At 49.3% G+C, this 19779-nt stretch carries 15 protein-coding genes; 8 read left to right on the top strand and 7 right to left on the bottom strand.

Annotated elements, in window-relative coordinates:
* The first annotated feature begins 66 nt into the window (after positions 1-66).
* Entirely contained in the window at positions 67-1497 is a 1431-nt protein-coding gene (locus IPG80_RS05525) for a phosphoglucomutase/phosphomannomutase family protein (protein ID WP_345103564.1), read from the top strand.
* Between the two features lie 55 nt (positions 1498-1552).
* Here the strand turns inward: IPG80_RS05525 and IPG80_RS05530 are convergent, their stop codons facing one another.
* The gene (locus tag IPG80_RS05530; protein ID WP_345103566.1) at positions 1553-2956 is read right to left on the bottom strand and encodes a hypothetical protein; all 1404 of its coding nucleotides are present in this window, start codon (positions 2954-2956) and stop codon (positions 1553-1555) included.
* A 194-nt stretch (positions 2957-3150) separates the two neighbouring features.
* Between IPG80_RS05530 and IPG80_RS05535 the strand changes: the two genes are divergently transcribed.
* From IPG80_RS05535 to IPG80_RS05550, 4 genes are all read left to right on the top strand, one after another.
* Positions 3151-3981, top strand: coding sequence for a TatD family hydrolase (locus tag IPG80_RS05535; protein ID WP_345103569.1), 831 nt, complete (start codon positions 3151-3153; stop codon positions 3979-3981).
* Between the two features lies 1 nt (position 3982).
* Positions 3983-4948: a polyprenyl synthetase family protein gene (locus IPG80_RS05540; protein WP_345103571.1), complete on the top strand. Its 966-nt coding sequence runs from the start codon at positions 3983-3985 to the stop codon at positions 4946-4948.
* A 71-nt stretch (positions 4949-5019) separates the two neighbouring features.
* Positions 5020-5529, top strand: a complete 510-nt coding sequence (locus IPG80_RS05545) for a DUF177 domain-containing protein (RefSeq protein ID WP_345103574.1) — start codon at positions 5020-5022, stop codon at positions 5527-5529.
* Between the two features lie 43 nt (positions 5530-5572).
* Entirely contained in the window at positions 5573-6775 is a 1203-nt protein-coding gene (locus IPG80_RS05550; RefSeq protein WP_345103577.1) for a glycosyltransferase family 87 protein, read from the top strand.
* 141 nt (positions 6776-6916) lie between these two features.
* Here IPG80_RS05550 and IPG80_RS05555 read toward each other — a convergent pair whose 3' ends face one another.
* From IPG80_RS05555 to IPG80_RS05565, 3 genes are all read right to left on the bottom strand, one after another.
* On the bottom strand, positions 6917-8131 hold the full coding sequence (locus IPG80_RS05555; RefSeq protein WP_345103579.1) for a response regulator: 1215 nt from the start codon (positions 8129-8131) through the stop codon (positions 6917-6919).
* Positions 8132-8142: 11 nt separating this feature from the next.
* On the bottom strand, positions 8143-11520 hold the full coding sequence (locus IPG80_RS05560) for a response regulator (protein ID WP_345103582.1): 3378 nt from the start codon (positions 11518-11520) through the stop codon (positions 8143-8145).
* A gap of 71 nt (positions 11521-11591) precedes the next feature.
* The gene (locus IPG80_RS05565) at positions 11592-11855 is read right to left on the bottom strand and encodes a hypothetical protein (protein ID WP_345103585.1); all 264 of its coding nucleotides are present in this window, start codon (positions 11853-11855) and stop codon (positions 11592-11594) included.
* 108 nt (positions 11856-11963) lie between these two features.
* Between IPG80_RS05565 and metG the strand changes: the two genes are divergently transcribed.
* Complete coding sequence (gene metG / locus IPG80_RS05570; protein ID WP_345103588.1) at positions 11964-13757, top strand: methionine--tRNA ligase; 1794 nt, start codon at positions 11964-11966, stop codon at positions 13755-13757.
* A 59-nt stretch (positions 13758-13816) separates the two neighbouring features.
* Here metG and IPG80_RS05575 read toward each other — a convergent pair whose 3' ends face one another.
* On the bottom strand, positions 13817-14587 hold the full coding sequence (locus IPG80_RS05575) for a hypothetical protein (RefSeq protein ID WP_345103590.1): 771 nt from the start codon (positions 14585-14587) through the stop codon (positions 13817-13819).
* Positions 14588-15096: 509 nt separating this feature from the next.
* The gene (locus IPG80_RS05580; protein ID WP_345103593.1) at positions 15097-15630 is read right to left on the bottom strand and encodes a hypothetical protein; all 534 of its coding nucleotides are present in this window, start codon (positions 15628-15630) and stop codon (positions 15097-15099) included.
* A 116-nt stretch (positions 15631-15746) separates the two neighbouring features.
* Here IPG80_RS05580 and IPG80_RS05585 point away from each other — a divergent pair, with 116 nt between their 5' ends.
* Together IPG80_RS05585 and IPG80_RS05590 are read left to right on the top strand one after the other, a co-directional pair.
* Complete coding sequence (locus tag IPG80_RS05585) at positions 15747-17855, top strand: serine/threonine-protein kinase (protein WP_345103596.1); 2109 nt, start codon at positions 15747-15749, stop codon at positions 17853-17855.
* Positions 17856-17989: 134 nt separating this feature from the next.
* The gene (locus tag IPG80_RS05590; protein ID WP_345103599.1) at positions 17990-18475 is read left to right on the top strand and encodes a hypothetical protein; all 486 of its coding nucleotides are present in this window, start codon (positions 17990-17992) and stop codon (positions 18473-18475) included.
* A gap of 21 nt (positions 18476-18496) precedes the next feature.
* Here IPG80_RS05590 and IPG80_RS05595 read toward each other — a convergent pair whose 3' ends face one another.
* The gene (locus IPG80_RS05595; RefSeq protein ID WP_345103602.1) at positions 18497-19735 is read right to left on the bottom strand and encodes an MFS transporter; all 1239 of its coding nucleotides are present in this window, start codon (positions 19733-19735) and stop codon (positions 18497-18499) included.
* Positions 19736-19779: the final 44 nt, after the last annotated feature.

Genomic DNA, 19779 nt, shown 5'->3' on the forward strand with positions numbered 1-19779 from the left:
AGCTGGTGATATTTACGTCCGTGACGGGTATAATCCCGAAAGTTATTAAATTCCAGGAGAAGACTCATGGTACAAAAAATCAAGTTCGGCACAGACGGTTGGCGCGGTGTCATTGCAGAAGATTACACATTCGAAAACCTGCGTCGTTGCGCACAAGGCTTTGCTTCTTATATGCTCTCACAAGGCAAAAAAGGACAGTGGGTCGTGGTGGGGCATGACAAACGCTTCCACTCGGAGAATTTCGCAGCGGCGGTTGCCGAAGTGCTGGCAGGCAATGGCTTGAAAGTTTATCTTACCCAGGAAGCAACTCCCACCCCGGTCATTGCTTATGCGGTGGTGGACAAAAAAGCCGCAGGCGCGGTGAACATTACCGCCAGTCACAACCCCCCCACCGACAACGGCTTCAAAGTCCGCAATGAGACGGGCGGTGCCATTGACCCGGAAGGCTTGACCCAGATCGAGGCTGGCATTCCCGATGATGTCAAAGATGTAAAAGTCAAAAATTACAAAGAAGCCGAAGCGGCTGGCGAGATCGTCAAGTTCGATGCAGCGACTCCGTACATTGAGCACCTCACCCGTGACGGACTCATTGACTTGCAACCCATCAAGGACGCCGGTCTGACCGTGGTGGTGGATGCGATGTGGGGTAATGGCGCAGGTTGGTTCACCCGACTGCTTGGCGGCGGCAAGACCAAGATCATCGAAATCCACAACGAACGCAATCCATCCTTCCCTGAAATGAAGCGCCCGGAACCTATCCGTCCGAACATTGATGTCGGGCTGAAAGCGACTGTGACCAACAAAGCCGATGTGCTGCTCATCACCGATGGTGATGCGGATCGCTGCGGTATCGGTGACGAGAACGGTGAATTCATCAACCAACTGCGCGTATATGCTTTACTTGCGTATTACCTGCTTGAAGTACGCGGCGAACGCGGCGACATTGTAAAAACGCTTTCAACAACCGGTATGCTGAACAAACTCGGCGAGATTTACGGCGTGCCTGTCCATGAGACAGGTGTGGGCTTCAAGTATGTTGCCCCGAAGATGACCGAGACCAACGCGCTCATCGGCGGCGAGGAATCTGGCGGTTATGCCTTCCGTGGGAATGTACCCGAACGTGATGGCATTTTGGCTGGTTTGTATATGCTCGATTTCATGGTCAAAACCGGCAAGAAACCGACTGAGTTGTTAAAAGACCTGTTCGCGAAAGTGGGCGGCGAATACTTCTACGACCGTGTGGATAGTCCCTTCAGCGGTGACCATGAATCACGCAAGAAGATCATCCGTGATAACTATCCAGCCACCTTGGGTGGACTTAAAGTAACCGAAGTCATCACCGTGGACGGCTTCCAATTCAAAATGGAAGATGGCGGCTGGATGCTCATCCGCTTCTCGGGTACGGAGCCGATTTTGCGTGTGTACTGCGAGACGCGCCATGCCGATAAGGTGCAAGCGATTTTGCAGGATGGATTGAAAGTGGCAGGGATTAAGTAAATTGTGAATTAATAAAAAGAGGAGACAGTCTTTAAAGTGACTGTCTCCTCTTTTTTTATTTACGTTTTTTATTCATGATCACTAATCCAAATAATGCAGGCAAAAGAAAAGCACCTCCACATAGTGGGTTGGTTGAAGGAACCGGCGTGGGCTCTGGAGTATTTACACCCATGGTAAATGTGGAAGTTGGCAGAACCACGGTGGAGGGAATGGTAGGAGTTGCTTCCGCACTCCATGGCGTGGGAGGAACCGGCGTAGCCGTCAAGCCGAGATAAACATAAGTATCACCTTCAACTGAAACGGCATCCGGCATGGCATAGTAAATTTCATTCAGCAGATCCTTTGCCTGTTGCAGGTTTGGGTCAATACTGAGGGCGGTTTGCAGCCGCATTAATAGGGTTGGCAGAATATTTTGTGTATCGGGTTTACCAAGTGCATAAATGTCAAAATAATAATGCGACCACAAAAGCTCGGCATATCCATACATCCAAAGCGGATCTTCGGGCAAAATGCCAAGGCAGGTCTCGTAGGCGCTGCGGCTTAATTCAAACATACCCTGACCGACAGGATCGCTGCGAAGATTTCCATGAGACATCATGATGATCTCTTTATAAGCCTTACCCAACCTGCCCCAGGCTTCACCATCGTTGCGGTTACGGGTAATATTCGCATCTTCGGTGAGCACTTTTTGCCAAAGAGACGGAGTCACGATGACGAACTCCAGGTTGTTCTCGAAGGTTGGTTCCAATTCTTCAAACTTCCAGCGAACTTCATTGCCGCTGAAAACACCACCAGGAGTGGGCGGGCTGTAACCAATCACATCTTCAACCCAGACGTTTTGTTCGCTTGCTTCATACGGAAGGCGCAGAACGATTTCGGCGCTGCCGATGGTGCCGTTCCATCCGGCACCAGTTTCAAGTACATATTTAAAAACATCATACGGATAGTATCCAAAGCCTTGCACGGTATACACAACTTCGATAACAACATCCTGATCGGGTGGAAAGGTCACTTCAAAGATGGACCATGGGATATCTTCACGCTCCCGAAAGGAAAAAGCACCTTCCAGAAAGGGCTGGACTTCATTGCGGGTTGCCACACGCTTCCCATCCACCCTGACATCAATACCTTCGATTTCAGGGAATCTCCCAAAACCATCTGAATTGCCATTGAAAAATGAAAGTGGAAAACGGACATCCATCGTTTCAGGTTCTGTGCCAAGGTTGCGCATGGTGAAGACAGCACGGGTCTCTGCTGTGGAATGATCGGCATTGGCTGGGTCTTCAGAAACCGTCAATATGACCGTTTCTGCCACCATGCGCACCTGAGTAGATTCTGACTCTGGGTTCACATTGGAACCAGGAACAGTTTCCGGCGGGGCAACATCCGCCCGGACAGGTTTGGCAGTTATAGCTGCCAATAGAACGAACACAAATAGAACACGGATCACTTTTTTCATTATGGTTTCCTGAGCATGAGGTGTTTATAACTATACAAGGATTAGACCCATTGGTCAAATCGGGCAAAGGGTCCAGGGCAACATGACAAAACAAAAGCAACGCATGGATAAATGTCATGAATATCTCACTTTCTCTGTAAAATTCGTCCATTTAATAATCGTCTCGAAAATCCGGCTGATATAATCGCCAAACCATGCAATTAACCGACACACACTGCCATCTTTACTGGCATAAATTCGATGAAGACCGCGAAGCCGTCATTCAACGCGCCATCGAAGCAGGCGTAACTAAAATGCTCGTCCCCGGCACGACCATTGAGACCAGCAAACAAGCCATCGAACTCGCTGAAAAATATCCGCAGGTCTATGCTGCGGTTGGTGTTCACCCGACGGATGCAGAAACTCTTTCTCAGGATAATTTTGACGAGCTTTACAAACTCGCTGAACATGAAAAGGTCATTGCCATCGGTGAGATCGGCTTGGACTATTATTGGGTCAAGGAATCAGAGAAGCAAAAGCATCAGAAAACCGTATTCAACTCTCAAGTCCAGATCGCGGATGCGTTGAACAAACCGCTGGTCATCCACCTGCGAGAGTTAAATGATGCCACGGAAGGTCCCGTCTTCGATGATCTATTCGAGATGATGGAATACTGGTTCAATAAATGGCTATATCTCAATCACCCGCTTGGGCTGGCTCCCGGCGTCCTGCATTCCTTCAATGGGAATATAGACCTTGCTGCCAAAGCCATCAAACTTGGGTTTTGCCTTGGTGTCACAGGACCCGTTACCTACACGAAAAACGAAACCCATCGCGAAATGATAAAGAATCTGCCGCTACATCGGCTGCTTATCGAAACTGACTCGCCGTTTCTTGCCCCAGTTCCAGTTCGTGGCAAAAGGAACGAACCCGCCTTTGTTCGTCACATTGCTGATAAAATAGCAGAAATCCATTCTAAAAGCCCTGTGGAGATCGCCGAAATTACCTCTGCCAATGCGGCGCGGCTCTTCACATGGGGAGACTAATTTGAGCACGGTAACCTTTCTTTCACCCGTAACAGAAGAGATCAAACTTGTTGAAGAACGCATGCGCGAACAGGCGGATGAGCATCACCCCGACCTGCGCGCTGCACTGGAGCATTTGCTCGCAGCCGGAGGAAAACGCGTCCGCCCAACCCTCAGCCTGCTGGTTGGAAACATGCTGGGAGCGCCGCTGGAGAAGCTCGTTAACCTTGGGGCGGCAGTGGAACTATTACATACCGCAACATTGGTTCACGATGACCTGATCGACGGTTCTCTATTGCGCCGAGGCACGCCAACCCTTAACGCGCGTTGGTCTCCGCCTGCCACCGTCTTGACCGGCGACTTCCTTTTTGCGCGCGCCGCCAAACTTGCTGCCGATACAGATTACCTGCCCTTGATGAAATTGTTCTCCGAAACGCTGGCGACCATTGTCAACGGTGAACTGACCCAAATGTTCACATCACGCGGGCTCATCAGCCGCGATAATTATTACAAACGTATATACGCCAAAACCGCCTCCCTATTCGAGATGACCTCACGCGCGGCGGCGATGGTCAGCCCTGCCAGCGAGGACACCATCGAAGCCATGCGCGACTTCGGCTATCAGATCGGTATGGCATTCCAGATCGTGGATGACATCCTCGACTTCAACGGCGACCAGAATGCCGTCGGCAAACCGCTCGGCTCAGACCTGCTCATTGGTCTGGTAACTCTGCCAGCCATTTACTTTGCTGAGATCAACCCCGACGACCTCGATGTGCTCTCCCTCCCGAATGGCGGCTGGACTAACAATGAGAATATGACCCGCCTTGTAGAAAAGATCCGTTCGAGCAGCTGCACCAAAAAAGCCATGGTCGAAGCCGAACAGCATGTAGACCGTGCCCTCGCCCGCCTCGAAACCCTTGAACCCTGTCCCGAACGCGATGCGTTGGAAAACCTGGCAAAATATATTGTCGATAGAAAAATATAGCCAAAATATTTAAACACTGATGGCTTTATTTTTCATTTATCATTCTACATTCACCTTTTATCATTACCATTATGCCTAACCCAAGAAAACCCTTTCGCTTCAACGTCGGCTTCATCATTCATGAAGAAGTTGGTTATAACCACGATTTCCCCTTCGACCTTGAAAAAGTAACCCTCGAAGGTGAGATCGAACTACGCAATCTCCAGGGCAATGTCAATGTTGGCAAAACGCCGCAAGGACTGATCGCCCAAGGGAATTTCTCGGCAGAGACTACCGTTATCTGTGCGCGCTGTCTTAGCGATGTTGTCCTGAATCTCAATTGGGAATTTACCGAACTCTACGCCTTCGACCAACGCTCCATCACCGAATCAGGTCTGCTCCTGCCCGATGACGCCCACCTCGATGTGGAAGAACTTTTGCGGGAGTTTGCCCTCTTGGAAATCCCCATCAACCCCATCTGCAAACCAGATTGTCAGGGTCTATGCTTCGAATGCGGACAAAATCTCAACGAAAAAGACTGTGGTCACGGACCGGAAGAACCGGATTCACCTTTTGCAAAGTTGAAGGACTTGTTAAAGTAAAAAAATACACGCCACCTGCTCACGCGGGTGGTTTTTCAACCTCATGAAATTTTCCATTCCAAAACCCCTCCGTATTTTTATCAGCCTTGTCATGCTTGGCGTTATGATCTCTGCGCGTGTTCAGCTCGTTCAGAAGTTGGATGTACCCAACTCGAACTTCTCTTTTTTCTGGCTGGCAGGACGCATGATTCTGGACGGTGAAAATCCGTACGACGAAACTCAATACCTTGCCGGGCACGATGCCAACGGCATCGACTGGCGCCCCAACCGTATCTTCCCTTATCCATTACCGTTGACTTTGTTCTGTATTCCGTTGGGCTTCTTTTCGATGAAGACAGCCTATACAATCTGGCAGGTTATTTCACTTTTGCTTGTTGCACTAACGATCTATCTTCTTTTAAGTCACTGGCGGGAGAAGGCACAGCAAAACTTACTCCTGCCAATATTTTTTTTCCTACTGTTTTGGAGTCCGCTTTATCTCACTACGCATGCAGGGACGATTAGTATTCTGCCGGTGATGATTTTGTTGGCAGCCATTCTCTTGCTTGAAAAAGATAAATCCTTATGGGCTGGCATTGTCCTCGCCTTTACCATGCTTAAGCCGCCACAGGGCTTCACCATCCTTTTACTTGCTGGCGTCTGGTTTCTGGCGCGGCGTGACTGGAAAGCTATTAAAGGCATCTTTATTGGCGGACTCATCATTCTCATAACCGGCTTGATTCAAGACCCACATTGGATTCAAAAATTTATCGGCGCAAGCAACGCCGTAATGGATCGGACTCTCGGAGTTCATTCCAACGTTTGGGCGTTTGCTTATCTCGGCTGTAATGGGGCTTCTCCATGCTCAAATTTGCTGGGCGGGGCTTTGAGTGTGAGTCTGCTCGGTGGGGCGAGTCTGCTACTTTGGAAGAATCAAGCCCAATGGTCGGCATGGAAGGCGATGAACCTCATCATCCCGGTTGGGTTTGTGAGTACGATCTATCTTTGGGCGTACGACCAGCTTCCGTACATCATCCCAATTGTTTGGATCATGGGTACGCTCGTCCAAAAACAGCGCAGTATTTTGCTCGCATTTGTATTTCTAATCTTGCTAGATCTTGTTTCGATCTTTGCGCTCGTTCAACAAGCCTTTACCGAAAAAGACTTGTGGAGTCTCGGTACGACGATTTTGGTGCTGGCATTTCTTTTTATCGCTCAACATATGAAACCGAAATCCACTATTGACAAAGCATCCGCGCATGCCTAAATTAACATCGTGAAATACACTTCTGCTTTAACAATGAGACCAATGACTTTGTCCTAGCGCATGATAACAATGGAAAATTCGTTAGTTTTTATATCTAAAAAACGGGCTGGACTTTTATGTCCAGCCCGTTCGATTTTGAATTTACTTTTTCCTATCTTGATATCGCTTATATACCCGTTTCCAGGTCTCAGTGGGATTTTCAGGCTTGGATTTTTTATGTTCAGGCTTGCTAAGGTGAAAAGCAAAATCTTCGAGCAAGGCTGAAATATTCTCTTTGGGTTTGTCCAACACCAGAGGGCGTCCGAGGTTAATTGCTTCCAAAACGGTATCGACAATATACGGAATGGATACGGCAAAGTTCATTCCCAGGGCTGTTTCAACCTTTTCCTTTGCAAGACTTGAGCGCGGGAAGGTCGCATTCAAGACGGGTCTGATCTTTTCCTTAGGATAGCCCAGTTTTTTGTAAGTATCAATGGCAGCGGCACTCGCTCTCACCGACGCCATATCCGGCGCCGCTACAAGCAGCAATAGATCCGATGCATCCAGTGCGCTTAAGGAGAGTTCACTGAAATCATGAGGAAGATCAAAGACAATGTATTGATAATGTTCTTTGAGGATGGATATTGTCCAAGTGAGTGTTTCGCCGCTGAGAAAATCAGCCTCGCCAGGAAATGTAGGCGCAGCAATAAAAGATAGTCCAGTCTCATTGGTGCTGACGATGCTGCGCAATATTTCCATATCCAGTTCACCGGTCTTATAACGGGCAATATCTGCCCAGGTCCGGCGAAGGTTCTGGTTGAGCATCAACGCTACCTGCCCGGCAGACATGGACAGGTCCAACAGAATGGTATTTGACCAAAGATTGGCAAGGGAAAGCCCAAGGTTAACGGCAAGGGTGGAACACCCTATTCCGCCTCGTAAACTATGGACAGCAATGACTTGCGCCATATGTGCAGGATCTTTTGAGGGAGCAGCGGATTGCGCCATCTCAGCCCGGCGAACTAATGACGTGATCCTGGCAACCAGTTCTGCCGGTTCAAAGGGCTTGCTCAAATAATCATCCGCACCCACCTCGAATGCGCGCAGCTTATCCTGCAATCCGGATTGAGCAGTAAGTACAATGATGGGCGTGGTACTGAATTGCGGATCTCGCCGAAGTTGATGTGTCACTTCATAACCAGTGATATCCGGCATGATCACATCGGTAATGATCACATCCGGCCTCAAGGTACGAGCACGTGAAATACCGCTGGTCCCATCCTCCGCATAGCTGATCTGACAATCCATTGTTTCAAGTGCCTTTGCAACCAATTGATGATTACTGGGCTCGTCGTCAATAAACAATATGCGTATCATTTTGCCTCCGGTTATTTAATGGTTCGCTCAAGATAATCTCGAACACGAATGGATTCTGCTTCTATTTCCTGAATGAATGCGGGTGCTTCAGTGATCTTCTCATGCTTGCACATTTCTTCCAAGTGAGCGGCGAGTTCAGCCAAATAGTCGGCATTGAAGTTTAAAGCATTGCCCTTGAGAGTGTGTACGTGACGGTGCATGCGGTTAATATCCCCATCTTTATATGCGGACTGAATCTCTTCGATCCGTACCGGTAAATGGTTCTTAAAAACCCTGCACATCTCGAGCATGAATTCTTTATCACCGTCGAAATAAGAAAGTGCGGCATCCAGGTTTACAGGAATTTCAGGGGGAATGAATGTTCGGGATGGAGAAACAGGCTCATTAGTCTGGGTTGAGGCGGGAGTAGGCTCTTCACCGAAAAGTCCATCATCCATATCATCGATCACGAATTGAGGAGCATCAAAAGATGCGACGGGTTCTTCTTGTGCAGGCGCATCTGCCAGCCAACGTTCCACTACATTATAGAGAATGCGGGATTCGATCGGTTTGGTAATGTAATCATCCATGCCTGCATCGATACATTTTTCGCGGTCACCTTTCATGGCATGTGCAGTCATGGCAATGATCGGAATATGCTGCTCACTATTGGACTCCCATTCGCGAATGTGGCTCGACGCTTCAAGTCCGTCCATCTCAGGCATTTGTACATCCATAAGGATCGCTCCGTATCCACCGGAGATAGCCTTTTCAATGGCTTGTTTGCCGTTTTCCACAACATCAACAGAGTAGCCGATCTTTTGCAGCATGGCAACAGCGATCTTTTGGTTGATCGAATTATCCTCTGCAAGAAGAATTCGATTACCATTCGAACGTTTTTCTGAAATAAGATGCCGGGTGACAATCCCTCCATTTTCTTCATCGTTCCGGTTTAGGATAGCCTGCAAAGCATCATACAACATCTGTTGTTTAACCGGCTTTAACAAATACCCGGAACACCCCAATGCTTCAAGCCGCGCTGCATCGCCGCGTTTTCCCATGGAAGTTAGGATAACGACTTTTACATCCTTCACCAACGGATCGCTCTTTATGGCGCGTGCCGTCTGCTCCCCGTCCATGCCAGGCATTTGCATATCAAGCAAGACTACATGATATGGATCTCCACTTCGGATGGCTTGATAAAGCATCTCGATCCCTCGCGCCCCGCTTGAGGCTACATCGATCCTGCAGCCAAACCCCTCTACCATTTTAGAGAGGACCAACCGGTTCGTCTGGTTGTCATCCACCCCGAGGATGCGCGCAGACCGCAACTCTACCACTTGCTCCAGGACAGGTGAAAACTCATTTGGTTCATTGCCCACTTTTTCAAAGGTTATGTCGAACCAGAAATCACTCCCGACCCCGGGTTCACTGCGAATACCGATGGTTCCATTCATCACTTCGACAAGTTGTTTGGTTATGGCAAGCCCCAACCCTGTACCACCATATTTTCTGGTGGTGGATCCATCCGCCTGTGTAAAGCGTTCAAAAACAGCCGCCTGCCTTTCGTAAGGAATGCCAATGCCAGTGTCTTGAACGGAAAAATGTATTTTTGCGTGCGTTTCCGTTTCTTCCAAAAGTCCGGCACGGATAACGATCTCGCCTTGATGGGTAAATTTGATGGCATTTCCAACAAGGTTGATCAATATCTGGCGTATACGACCAGCATCCCCTTTCAGGGTATGCGCCATTTCCGGATCCACCAGGCAAACCAATTCAAGTCCTTTGTCTTGAGCACGTTTGGCAAGGGTGTATCCTACATCCTCTATCGTATTGCGAAGTTTGAAGTTGATGTACTCCAGGTCCAGTTTACCTGCTTCGATCTTCGAAAAATCCAAAATATCATTCAAGAGAGAGAGAAGCGCCTCGGCACTTTTGAGTGAAGTTTGCAAATAATCCTGCTGTTCCGGTGTGAGAGGGGTATCAAGCGCAAGTTCCAACATTCCGATCACACCATTCATGGGTGTGCGGATCTCATGGCTCATATTTGCAAGGAATTCACTTTTCGAGCGATTTGCCTGTTCAGCTTCCTGACGGGCATGCACAAGATCAGAAACATCATGATAGATCGCCAGAGCACCGACCCTTTTTCCCTCCACGATCACAGGCACGCCGAATATTTCCACTTCCACCATCGAACCATCTTTTCGACGGCGCTTACTTAACACATGTACTGACGAATCCATCACCTGACGAGTATATTGTTCGGCTTCATCCCGCGTCTCATCTGTTGTGATCAAGGTATCAAGAAATACACCTTCGATGTCACTGCTTTTATATCCATATAGTTTTTCAAATGCCGGGTTGCTGGAAGTGATCCTCTCGTTATTATCCAAAACAACAATAGCTACCGGACTGTTTGAAATGAGTATTTCATAAAATTGTTTTTGGCGTTTGATCTCAAATTCGATCTCTTTTTGCCGGGTAATATCCCGTCCTATGCCTACAAGCCCCATCATCCGCCCATCTCCATCCCGCACTGGGACTTTTGAGGTCATAACCCAGGCGGGATTCCCATCTTTATCCAACCCAAGTTCCTCCCGGTCTATAAGAGGAGCCTGAGTATCGATCACAACCTTATCGTCTGTCCAATATTTTTCAGCCAGTTCGGACGGATACATATCAAAATCAGTCTTGCCAATAAGCTCCTGTATGGATCTGGCACCAGATGCTGACATATCGGCAAGATTACTAAGCGTTTTCCGCCCTTGAATATCCTTTACATAGATCCGATCAGGCAGGTGGTCTATGAGAGTTCTCAGAAGGTTTCTTTCAATGGCAAGCTTATTTTCCGCATCCTTACGGTCTGTGATGTCATGCAGGATGACAATATTCAACGGCTCAGCATTTTGAACTTGAACCGGAAATGTAACAACGTCATACAGGCGTTTTTTCCACTCAAACTCCGCCATCCCGGATTGCGGCACATGCTGAAAATCCTCCCCTAAAATCTCTAAAAGGGGTTTATTTATAATATTGGCAAAATACGTATTAAGCCGGTCTGCTACCGCATGATTACAACGAGTAATGATGTTGTTGGAATTTACAACAAAGATCAGGTCAGAAAAAGAGTCAAAAATGAGTTCCCACTCTTTTTTGGCTTGCACAATCAATGCCGAAAGACTTTTTTGCCAGCCTATCAAAGCCGCCATAGCTCCCAGAACCAATGGTGCAAGGTCCAGCAAAATAACCATCGGTTCTGTGCGATGCAAGTATAAGAATGACCAGACCGTTAACGGCAGGTGATGTCTATTAAATTCAAGCAAAACGCCGATGACCAGAATTGCAATTCCTGCCAGTCCCCCAACGATGCCATACATATACAATGCACGTCTTTTGTACCACATCATGCCTCCATTAATATGGAACGCGATAACAATAAAGGTAGTATAGCATGCAGGCAAAAAGAAATTTCTTACAATTAAGTAATCCTTTTTAAAGCCCTCCGACCAGGACGCTGTTGCAGCCTGAAAACCGCAATTTGCCGGGAGATTAAAGGCAAAGCAGTTTTTAGAAGCAATTCCCTATTTTTACCAAACCCGCCATTGACAAAGTACCCGCGCATGCCTAAAATAACGCCCATGAAATACACGTCTGCTTTCCCAATGGTGCCAATGACCATGGCCATGCGCATGATGCGAATGGAAATATCCCCCTGCGCCAAGTGGAAAGCATAGTTTTTCATACCTGAAAAAACGGGCTGTCCATTTCGCGGGCAGCCTTTTTGTTTGAAAAGAACCGGTATTCGATCTTCGAATATCGAAACCCGAATATCGAGGAACGGAGTTCCACCATGACCGAAACCATTTTAGTAGCCGTCGCCTGGCCCTACGCCAATGCCGAGATCCATGTGGGCAATATCACGGGTTCCCATTTACCCGGGGATATCTTTGCCCGTTATAACCGTCTCAAAGGGAATCGTGTGCTGATGATCACCGGCACCGACTCGCATGGCACGCCCGTCACCATGAGCGCGGACAAGCTCGGCAAGCCCGTCGAAGAAGTGTATAAGTCTTTCCACGAAGGCTTCATCGAGTTGTTCCAGCAAATTGGCATCACCTACGACCTGTACACCACCACTCATAGCGACAATCACTTCAAGGTGTCGCAGGCGATGTTCCTTGCCTTGCAGAAAAACGGATTTTTATTCCGTCAGTTCAGCAAGCAGTGGTATTCACCCAAAGCAGAAAAGTTCCTGCCTGACCGCTATGTCGAAGGGACCTGTTACATCTGCGGTTATGAAAGCGCGCGATCCGATCAATGTGACAAATGCGGTAACGTGCTTGAGCCGGAGAAGTTGATCAATCCGCGTGCCACCACCGGTGACGGTGCGCTTGAACTGCGCGATACTGAGCATTCGTACCTCGATCTGTCTAAGCTTGAACCCGAAGTGAAGAAATTCCTGCAATCGCGCTCAGACCATATGCGCGATACAGTCCTGGGTGAGTCACTGCGCAAGATCGAAAGTGAAGGACTCAAGCCGCGCTCCATCACCCGTGACCTCGATTGGGGTATCCCCGTCCCGATCGATGAGCCACAGTGGAAGACCAAAGTGCTCTACGTGTGGTTCGAAGCCGTGATCGGCTACCTCTCCGCTCCGATTGAGTGGGCACAGTTATCGGGTGCGAAAGAAGCGTGGCGCGATTGGTGGATCAACCCTGCAGCCAAGCAATTCCACTTCATTGGCAAAGACAACATCTTCTTCCACACGTCGCAGTGGCCCGCCGAGTTGATGGGCGCGGGCAGTGCGTTCATGGAGTTCTTTGCGGGCGAGCAAAATGCGCCGCTTATCCTGCCGTATGATGTGCCAGCCAATCAGTTCATGAATCTCGAATCGCAAAAGATCAGCGGCTCGCGCAACTGGGCGGTCTGGGGACGTGATGCCCTCACCCGCTACGACCCGGATGCCATCCGCTATTATCTGACGGCGAATATGCCCGAAGCCAAAGACAGCGATTGGGATTGGGCAGAGTTCGTGGCACGCAACAACAACGAACTTGTGGCGACGTGGGGCAACCTCGCGAACCGCGTGCTGTCGTTCTGCTACAAACACTGGGAAGGTGTTGTGCCGAATGTGGATGTGAACACGCTTCGCCCTGCGGACCTGGAATTGCTCGCCACCATTGAAGCTGGCTTCAACACTGTCGGCGCCGAACTCGACGCCGTGCGTCTGCGCTCTGCCTTGAGCGAGACAATGAAACTTGCCACGGTCGTGAATCAGTATCTGGATGTTAATGCGCCATGGAGTGCCGTAAAGACAGACAAAGATGGCGCCGCCAAAACCATCTACACCGCATTGAAGGCGATTGACTCACTCAAGGTGATGTTCGCACCGTTCATCCCCTTCACCTCCGAACGCTTACACGGATTCTTCGCCTACGAAACTCCGCTCTTCGGCGAGCAATACACCGAAGAAGTCACCGACGCCATCGGCTCGCACAAGGTTCTGCGATATAAGCCCGTTGAAGGGTTGCAATGGAAACCCAGCGACCTGAAGCCGGGCGCGAAGTTGAATCAACCCGGTCCGCTTTTCAAGAAGTTGGAAGTGGATGTGATCGAAGTAGAACGAGGCAGGCTAGGAAATTAAATCAAAACTCGGATGTCGTGATGACATCCGAGTTTTGATAAATCGACACAGGTAACTTTCTACGCCAGACGCTTCCCTCGACCGAGCAATGCAGCAAAAACACCGCTGATCGCTATGAATGGTGAGCAGACCATGGCAGCAATGCCCATAAAGAGCAGAGCCTTGGCGGCATCTTTTTGGTGTTGTTCAAAAGCGACGCGGTCACCGGAGAAAAGTTCCTCAGGGATAACGCCATCACCAGACGATTTCTTGCCGAGGATGGTCACAAGGTCGCCATTGAAAAAGCCAGTGTAGCGCATCGAACCGTCTGGCAGAGGTTGCCCCTGATAATCTGCTGTAAACTGGCTTTGAGTACTTGGCGCACGCACAACCTCTTCATGCATGGCAGAACCGCTGAACATGGCGTTGTTGACGGAAAGGACATTTACAGGCGAACCGTTCATATCGAGCGATAAATTCGGTACCACGGTTCCTACATGCATCCATGATCCGGAAGGCGGCTGGGGCGTCCCGTCAGTATTGGTGGAGCGGGTCACATCCCATTCTTCCTGGTTATATGCGATGAATTCAGGCAATTTCGAGTTGGGGGCAGTTCCGGTCAAATAACCGGTGATCAGAATATCCGCACCCGGTGCCGCAGCGCTGACATATTGTGCATCCATCTGGGGCATCTTTGCGATCTGTGAGGCTTTCACCGCCTGTCCGGGGGCAAGGACAAAGGTCATTAAGGCGCCGCAGCCTGCCAAAACAATGGCGCCGCCAATCGCCGCAATGACACCACCAATGCGATTTGACAGGGTACCAACTAGATTACGAGTAAGGTTTTGCATTTATATTCTCCACGATGTTTTTTGAACACAGCTGGGCATTATACGGAAAACATTTATTTTTTATTATCCACTGAGAGTACTAAAAAAAGTAAAAATCTTTTCCCCAATCGGTACTAGATATAATGGGGGGGGGGGGTGTGTAACTTCTATAAACTTCTTGTTTCCTTACCTTACACAGTATCGCTCTGCCTGCACACGTGAGCAGAGTGAAGTACCGCTACAATTACCCCAGAAATCCTTCGCTATCACTCAGAGCGACACGGTTGGGCACATGAGGTGAGTATATTAAGTAAACCAAGTTGCGACCTATAGAGAAGGTGAAAAAAAAATTAACGCAAAGAAAAAGCACTTAAATCTTAGCGTCTTTGCGACTTTGCGTTAAAAAACGCTTGACCCATCACGCCAAAATATGTAAGGTGGTAACTTGAGTTAAGTACAAGGATTCAATGGATTTTTCCAATGTCTTCTCAAGGAAAATCCGTGTAATCCGTATCCAAAAAAGGACCTAATTAAGGGCATTTCAGTGTGAAATCTAAAACTGTGGTCTCGCCCAAATTTATGGTTAGATCCACGCTGGAAAAGATGACGTCGTACCAAACATCCACTTTGCTCCAAGTGGAATAGTGCAGCCACTTCAGGTCGCGGCTGTAGATATATTCAGGCGCTTCACACTTGCGCTCACCAAGTTGTAAATTGAGATACAGCCCAAACCCATACTCGCCCGGTTCAACATTGTAAAAAATGAAGTGTCCATCTGCCTGAGAGCGAACCTTCATTTTCAAATACTCGCCAGAATGACGCTCCAACTGCAAGGTCACATCAGGAATAGGCTGGATACCTTCCGAGCCGGAAGGCTGCCAGTATAAGTTTCCTTCGATCTTTCCCAGTGTGGCATCAGGGGTAACAGTAAGGGTTGGGGTACGAGTCTGTCGAATAGCGGTGGGCGCTTTGGGCGTGGAAGTTTGTGCAGGGGCTACCGGCGCAGCACAAGCCGTGAGAAACAGGAGCAATATACAGTTAAGGATGAAGCGAAAAGTGTTCATGGAGTTATTTTATCTTGCAATACGGTTTTGCTCATCCGATTCAAATTCACATTTCAAATCCATGTTCGATCGAATTACAGACATATTTGCTCCAGTTTCAGTTGTATAATTCGCGCATGGCAGAATGGCTTGGACAAACCGTTGGAAAAGTCCGCATCGAAAAATACCTGGCACGCGGGGGCATGGCTGAGGTCTTTTTAGGTACTCATCTAACACTTGAGCGCCCCGTAGCGATAAAAGTGATGCACAGTTTTATCGAAGAGGACCCCGACCTGCTCACCCGCTTCCAACGTGAGGCGAAGGCGGTTGCGGCGCTGCGTCACCCGAACATCGTTCAAATTTTTGATTTCGATACCCACGACAATCATCCCTACATCGTGATGGAATATTTAAGCGGACCCTCACTGGCAGGGTACTTGCGAGACATGCATAAAGGCGGTGCAAAGTTAGCGCTTGCCCAGGTAGCGCAATTGCTTAAGTCCCTTGTAGCAGGCATGGACTATGCTCATTCTCAAAGAGTGGTTCACCGTGATATCAAACCTGCCAACATCATCCTCAACAATAAAACCAATTTCTATGCCGTAGACCAACCACTGCCAGCTGACACAGAATGTATCATCACAGACTTTGGCTTGGTACGCATGACCAACTCGGCTCATCACACTACCTCGGGTGTTGTAAGTGGAACCCCCGCTTACATGTCACCGGAGCAGGGGCAGGGGAAGTCTGTAGACCATAGGTCCGATACTTATTCGCTCGGCATCGTGCTGTATGAAATGCTCGCCGGGCGCGTCCCCTTTGATGGCGATTCAACACTTGGCATCATCCTCAAACACATGACTGAGCCGCCGCCGCCCATTGAAGATATCTCGCCTGAAGTCCAGGCGGTCATCAACAAAGCGCTGGAAAAGCTCCCCGAAAACCGTTACCAAACCGCACGCGAACTTTTAGCCGATTTTTACAACGCCGTAGGTATGCACGCTGAAGCGGAAACGATCCACGCTTTGCGCTTCAAAACTCCGCCGCCAACTGCTACCACCACCAAAGCCCCTGCCCCACGCCGCAACCTATTCCTATGGATCGGTGCTGGTATCTTCGTTTGCATTTGTTTGGGTGTCATTCTTACAAGCGCACTGGGAATATCCGCGGTTGCCTTGTTGCCAGGGTTGAGCGGTTCTCAAGTCACTGCGACAGAGACTGCTGACCACTCACATGGAAACCCCGCAACTACTGAGCCGGGGGTTCCGCCGCCGCCGGTCTCGTTCGGTGATTTCATGGGCATTCTGCGCTTCCAGGGCAACATGGACCAGATTACCATCAGCGCATCCCTGCCAGACCCGGCAGGCGGCTCCCAATACGAAGCCTGGCTTCTGGATGACAGCAATGAGATCATCATCAGCCTTGGTATTTTGGAAAAGAACAGCACTGGGCAATATACTCTGAGCTATATCGACCTGCAAAACCGCAACCTGTTGGATGGCTTTAACCGTATGAAGATCACGCTCGAAACAGAACCCGATTCCAGCCCCAACCCATCCGACACAATTATGTATTCCTCCGGGATTCCAGAAGGAGCCCTGACCCACGTTCGGCATTTGCTGGTTAGTTTTCCCAGCAACCCGAATCAGATCGGAATGACCACCGGCTTGGTGCAAACCAGCAGTTTAATTCAAGAGGCAGGCTCCGCGCTCGAACAAGCCTTCGAAAGTAATGACGAGAAAGCCATCCGTGCCAATGCTGAAGCGATCATCAACCTCATTGTTGGCAGGGAAAGCAGCGACCACAAAGATTGGGATGGGAACGGTAAAGTTGATGACCCCGGCGATGGATTTGGTCTGCTGTTGAACGGCGGGCAGGGTGGGTACATCGAAGGGACGATCACACACGCTGAACTTGCTGCTGGCGCAGGCGATGCCACTGAAAACGTTATTTTGCATAGCGGACACGTAGCTGTCAGCGGCAGGAATGTGGAAGTTTGGGCAACCCAGCTTCGAGATGTGGCGAAGCGCATCCTTGAGTCAGGGCAGGTCAATGAAGCGGACATCCGCCTTGCGGCTGCGCTTGCTTCTCAGATCCACGAAGGCATTGACATAGATGGCAGCGAAAGTATAGACCCGATCGAGGGCGAAGGCGGCGCACTAACCGCCTTCGAACATGCCGAATACATGGCAGACATGCAAATTCTGGAAGGCGCGAATGTGCTCCCGCCGCCGGGCAACCCATGACAATCAATTTGACGCCGCACAAAAGTGCGGCGTTTTTTATATTAAGGGCAGCTCGATTTTACAAAAAGATTACATTCTATTATTTGATTATCAACAAAGCCATATAATACTTTGTCCATTGGAGAAACTATCAAATGAAACAGAACATCAAAAAACTTTCTTTTTTAGCGGCGATCCTGCTGCTGTCGTTGAGTGCGTGTAAAGCGAATATCTCACGTAATGAAGATGGCACGGTCACAGTTGAAACTTCGGTAACACAAGCCCAGTTGCAGGAAGTGATTTCTTCTGCCATTGCCGACCCACTGGTCAAGAGTTTGACTGTCTCTTTACAATCCGGTTATGTTTCTGTGACGGGAGAACGCCAACGCCTGAACGATGCCAGCAAGACCGACATGCTAAGCTTCCGGCTTGACCTGGGTGTAGTCAATGGTGAATTAACCGCTTCGGTCACCGAGGCTCAGATCGATGGCATTGCCATTGAACAAAACCGAGTGGATAATTGGAATCAGACCATTGCCAACCGGCTTGCAAACTTTGGCAGCAAAAATGAAAATGCCAAACTGCAATCAGTATCAGTTACCCCCGAGCAAGTCACTATGACCTGGCTGATAACCCGTTAACATGTAAATGCTAAAAAGGAACTATTTTCGCCGATCCGGTATGAGGAAGAGGATGAATCCCACGACTCTTAAACCGGCGCTCACCCACAGCGCACCGCCCAAGCCAATCGAATCCGCCAGCCAGGTGCCGACCGTGGGTGCAATGATCGCCGAAAAATATTGCAAGGACTGAGAAAACGAAACAAAGGTGGCGCTGTATTCCGGCGGGACTGTCTTCATCAATTCATCAAAGAACACCAGGTCCAACCCGGCTTGGAATAACCCGGCAATGCCCGCATAAAGAATAATGAGATTCACTTGCGGGGTTGCTGCGGTCAATGCAGGGTAGAACGCCATACCGAGCGTGGTAGCCAAAAGCACGATCCGCCCGCCGTATTTGCGCGAGGTCCACGGCCAGAGAAAGTATCCGGCAAGCATCACGAGGGTCATTGCCATGTTGATGGTGCCGATCTGCGAATCTGTGGCGTTGACCTCGCGCACGAAGAACAACGGCAGGATGGGTTGGCTTAATGCGATCGCTGAGGTGTACACGAATTTTTTGATCGCAAAAGATTGAAAGGCGCGCTCGCTACGGATAAGGGAGAAATAACTGCGGGGTGCGCCCACAGCAGTGGAGGATGATGCAAGCACAGGCGGGGTTTGCAAAGTCCCTGTAGAAAGCGGCGGAATTTGTATCTTGCGGGAGAAATAATAAGAAAGCAAGCCGCCCAGTGAAAGCCCCATGAACATTAACCCATAATTCACTGGAAATTCAACCAGGTCGATGACACGCGTGATAAAAAACGTCACGATCACACCCGTCAACCCAAAGACCGCCCAACGGCGGCTCAACAAAGCATAACGTCCTTCCGGTCCGGCGACGGCATTCATTACCACTGAAAATGCAACTGCAAGCCCGGTCATTGGCAGGGTTGCGAAACCCCAAATGGCAAGAATGGCAGCCACCGCATATTGACCCGATATGGTAAATGCCACCACGCCCGTCAATGTGTAACAAGCAATCACCATCAAACGCGAAAGGCTGTACCATGGCACAATATCATTGCGGCTTTGCAGGAAACGCCCAACAACGATCGCAAGGATCAACCCGGTCACACCGGGCATGGAAGTTAATAACCCCACTTGAAAATTGGTCGCGCCGAGGCGGGTCAGCAGTACCGGCAGGAAAGGCGCAGCCACATTGGCAATGCTGACACCTGCGCCATCGATCAGCACGTAACGGTAATTGCGTTTTTGGATATCGAATTGTTCAAGAGACATAGGAAAAATGGGTGAGGCAGAAAACCGATTATAACCCGCACATA

The organism is Candidatus Villigracilis vicinus (assembly GCF_016702885.1).
Lineage (GTDB): Bacteria > Chloroflexota > Anaerolineae > Anaerolineales > Villigracilaceae > Villigracilis > Villigracilis vicinus.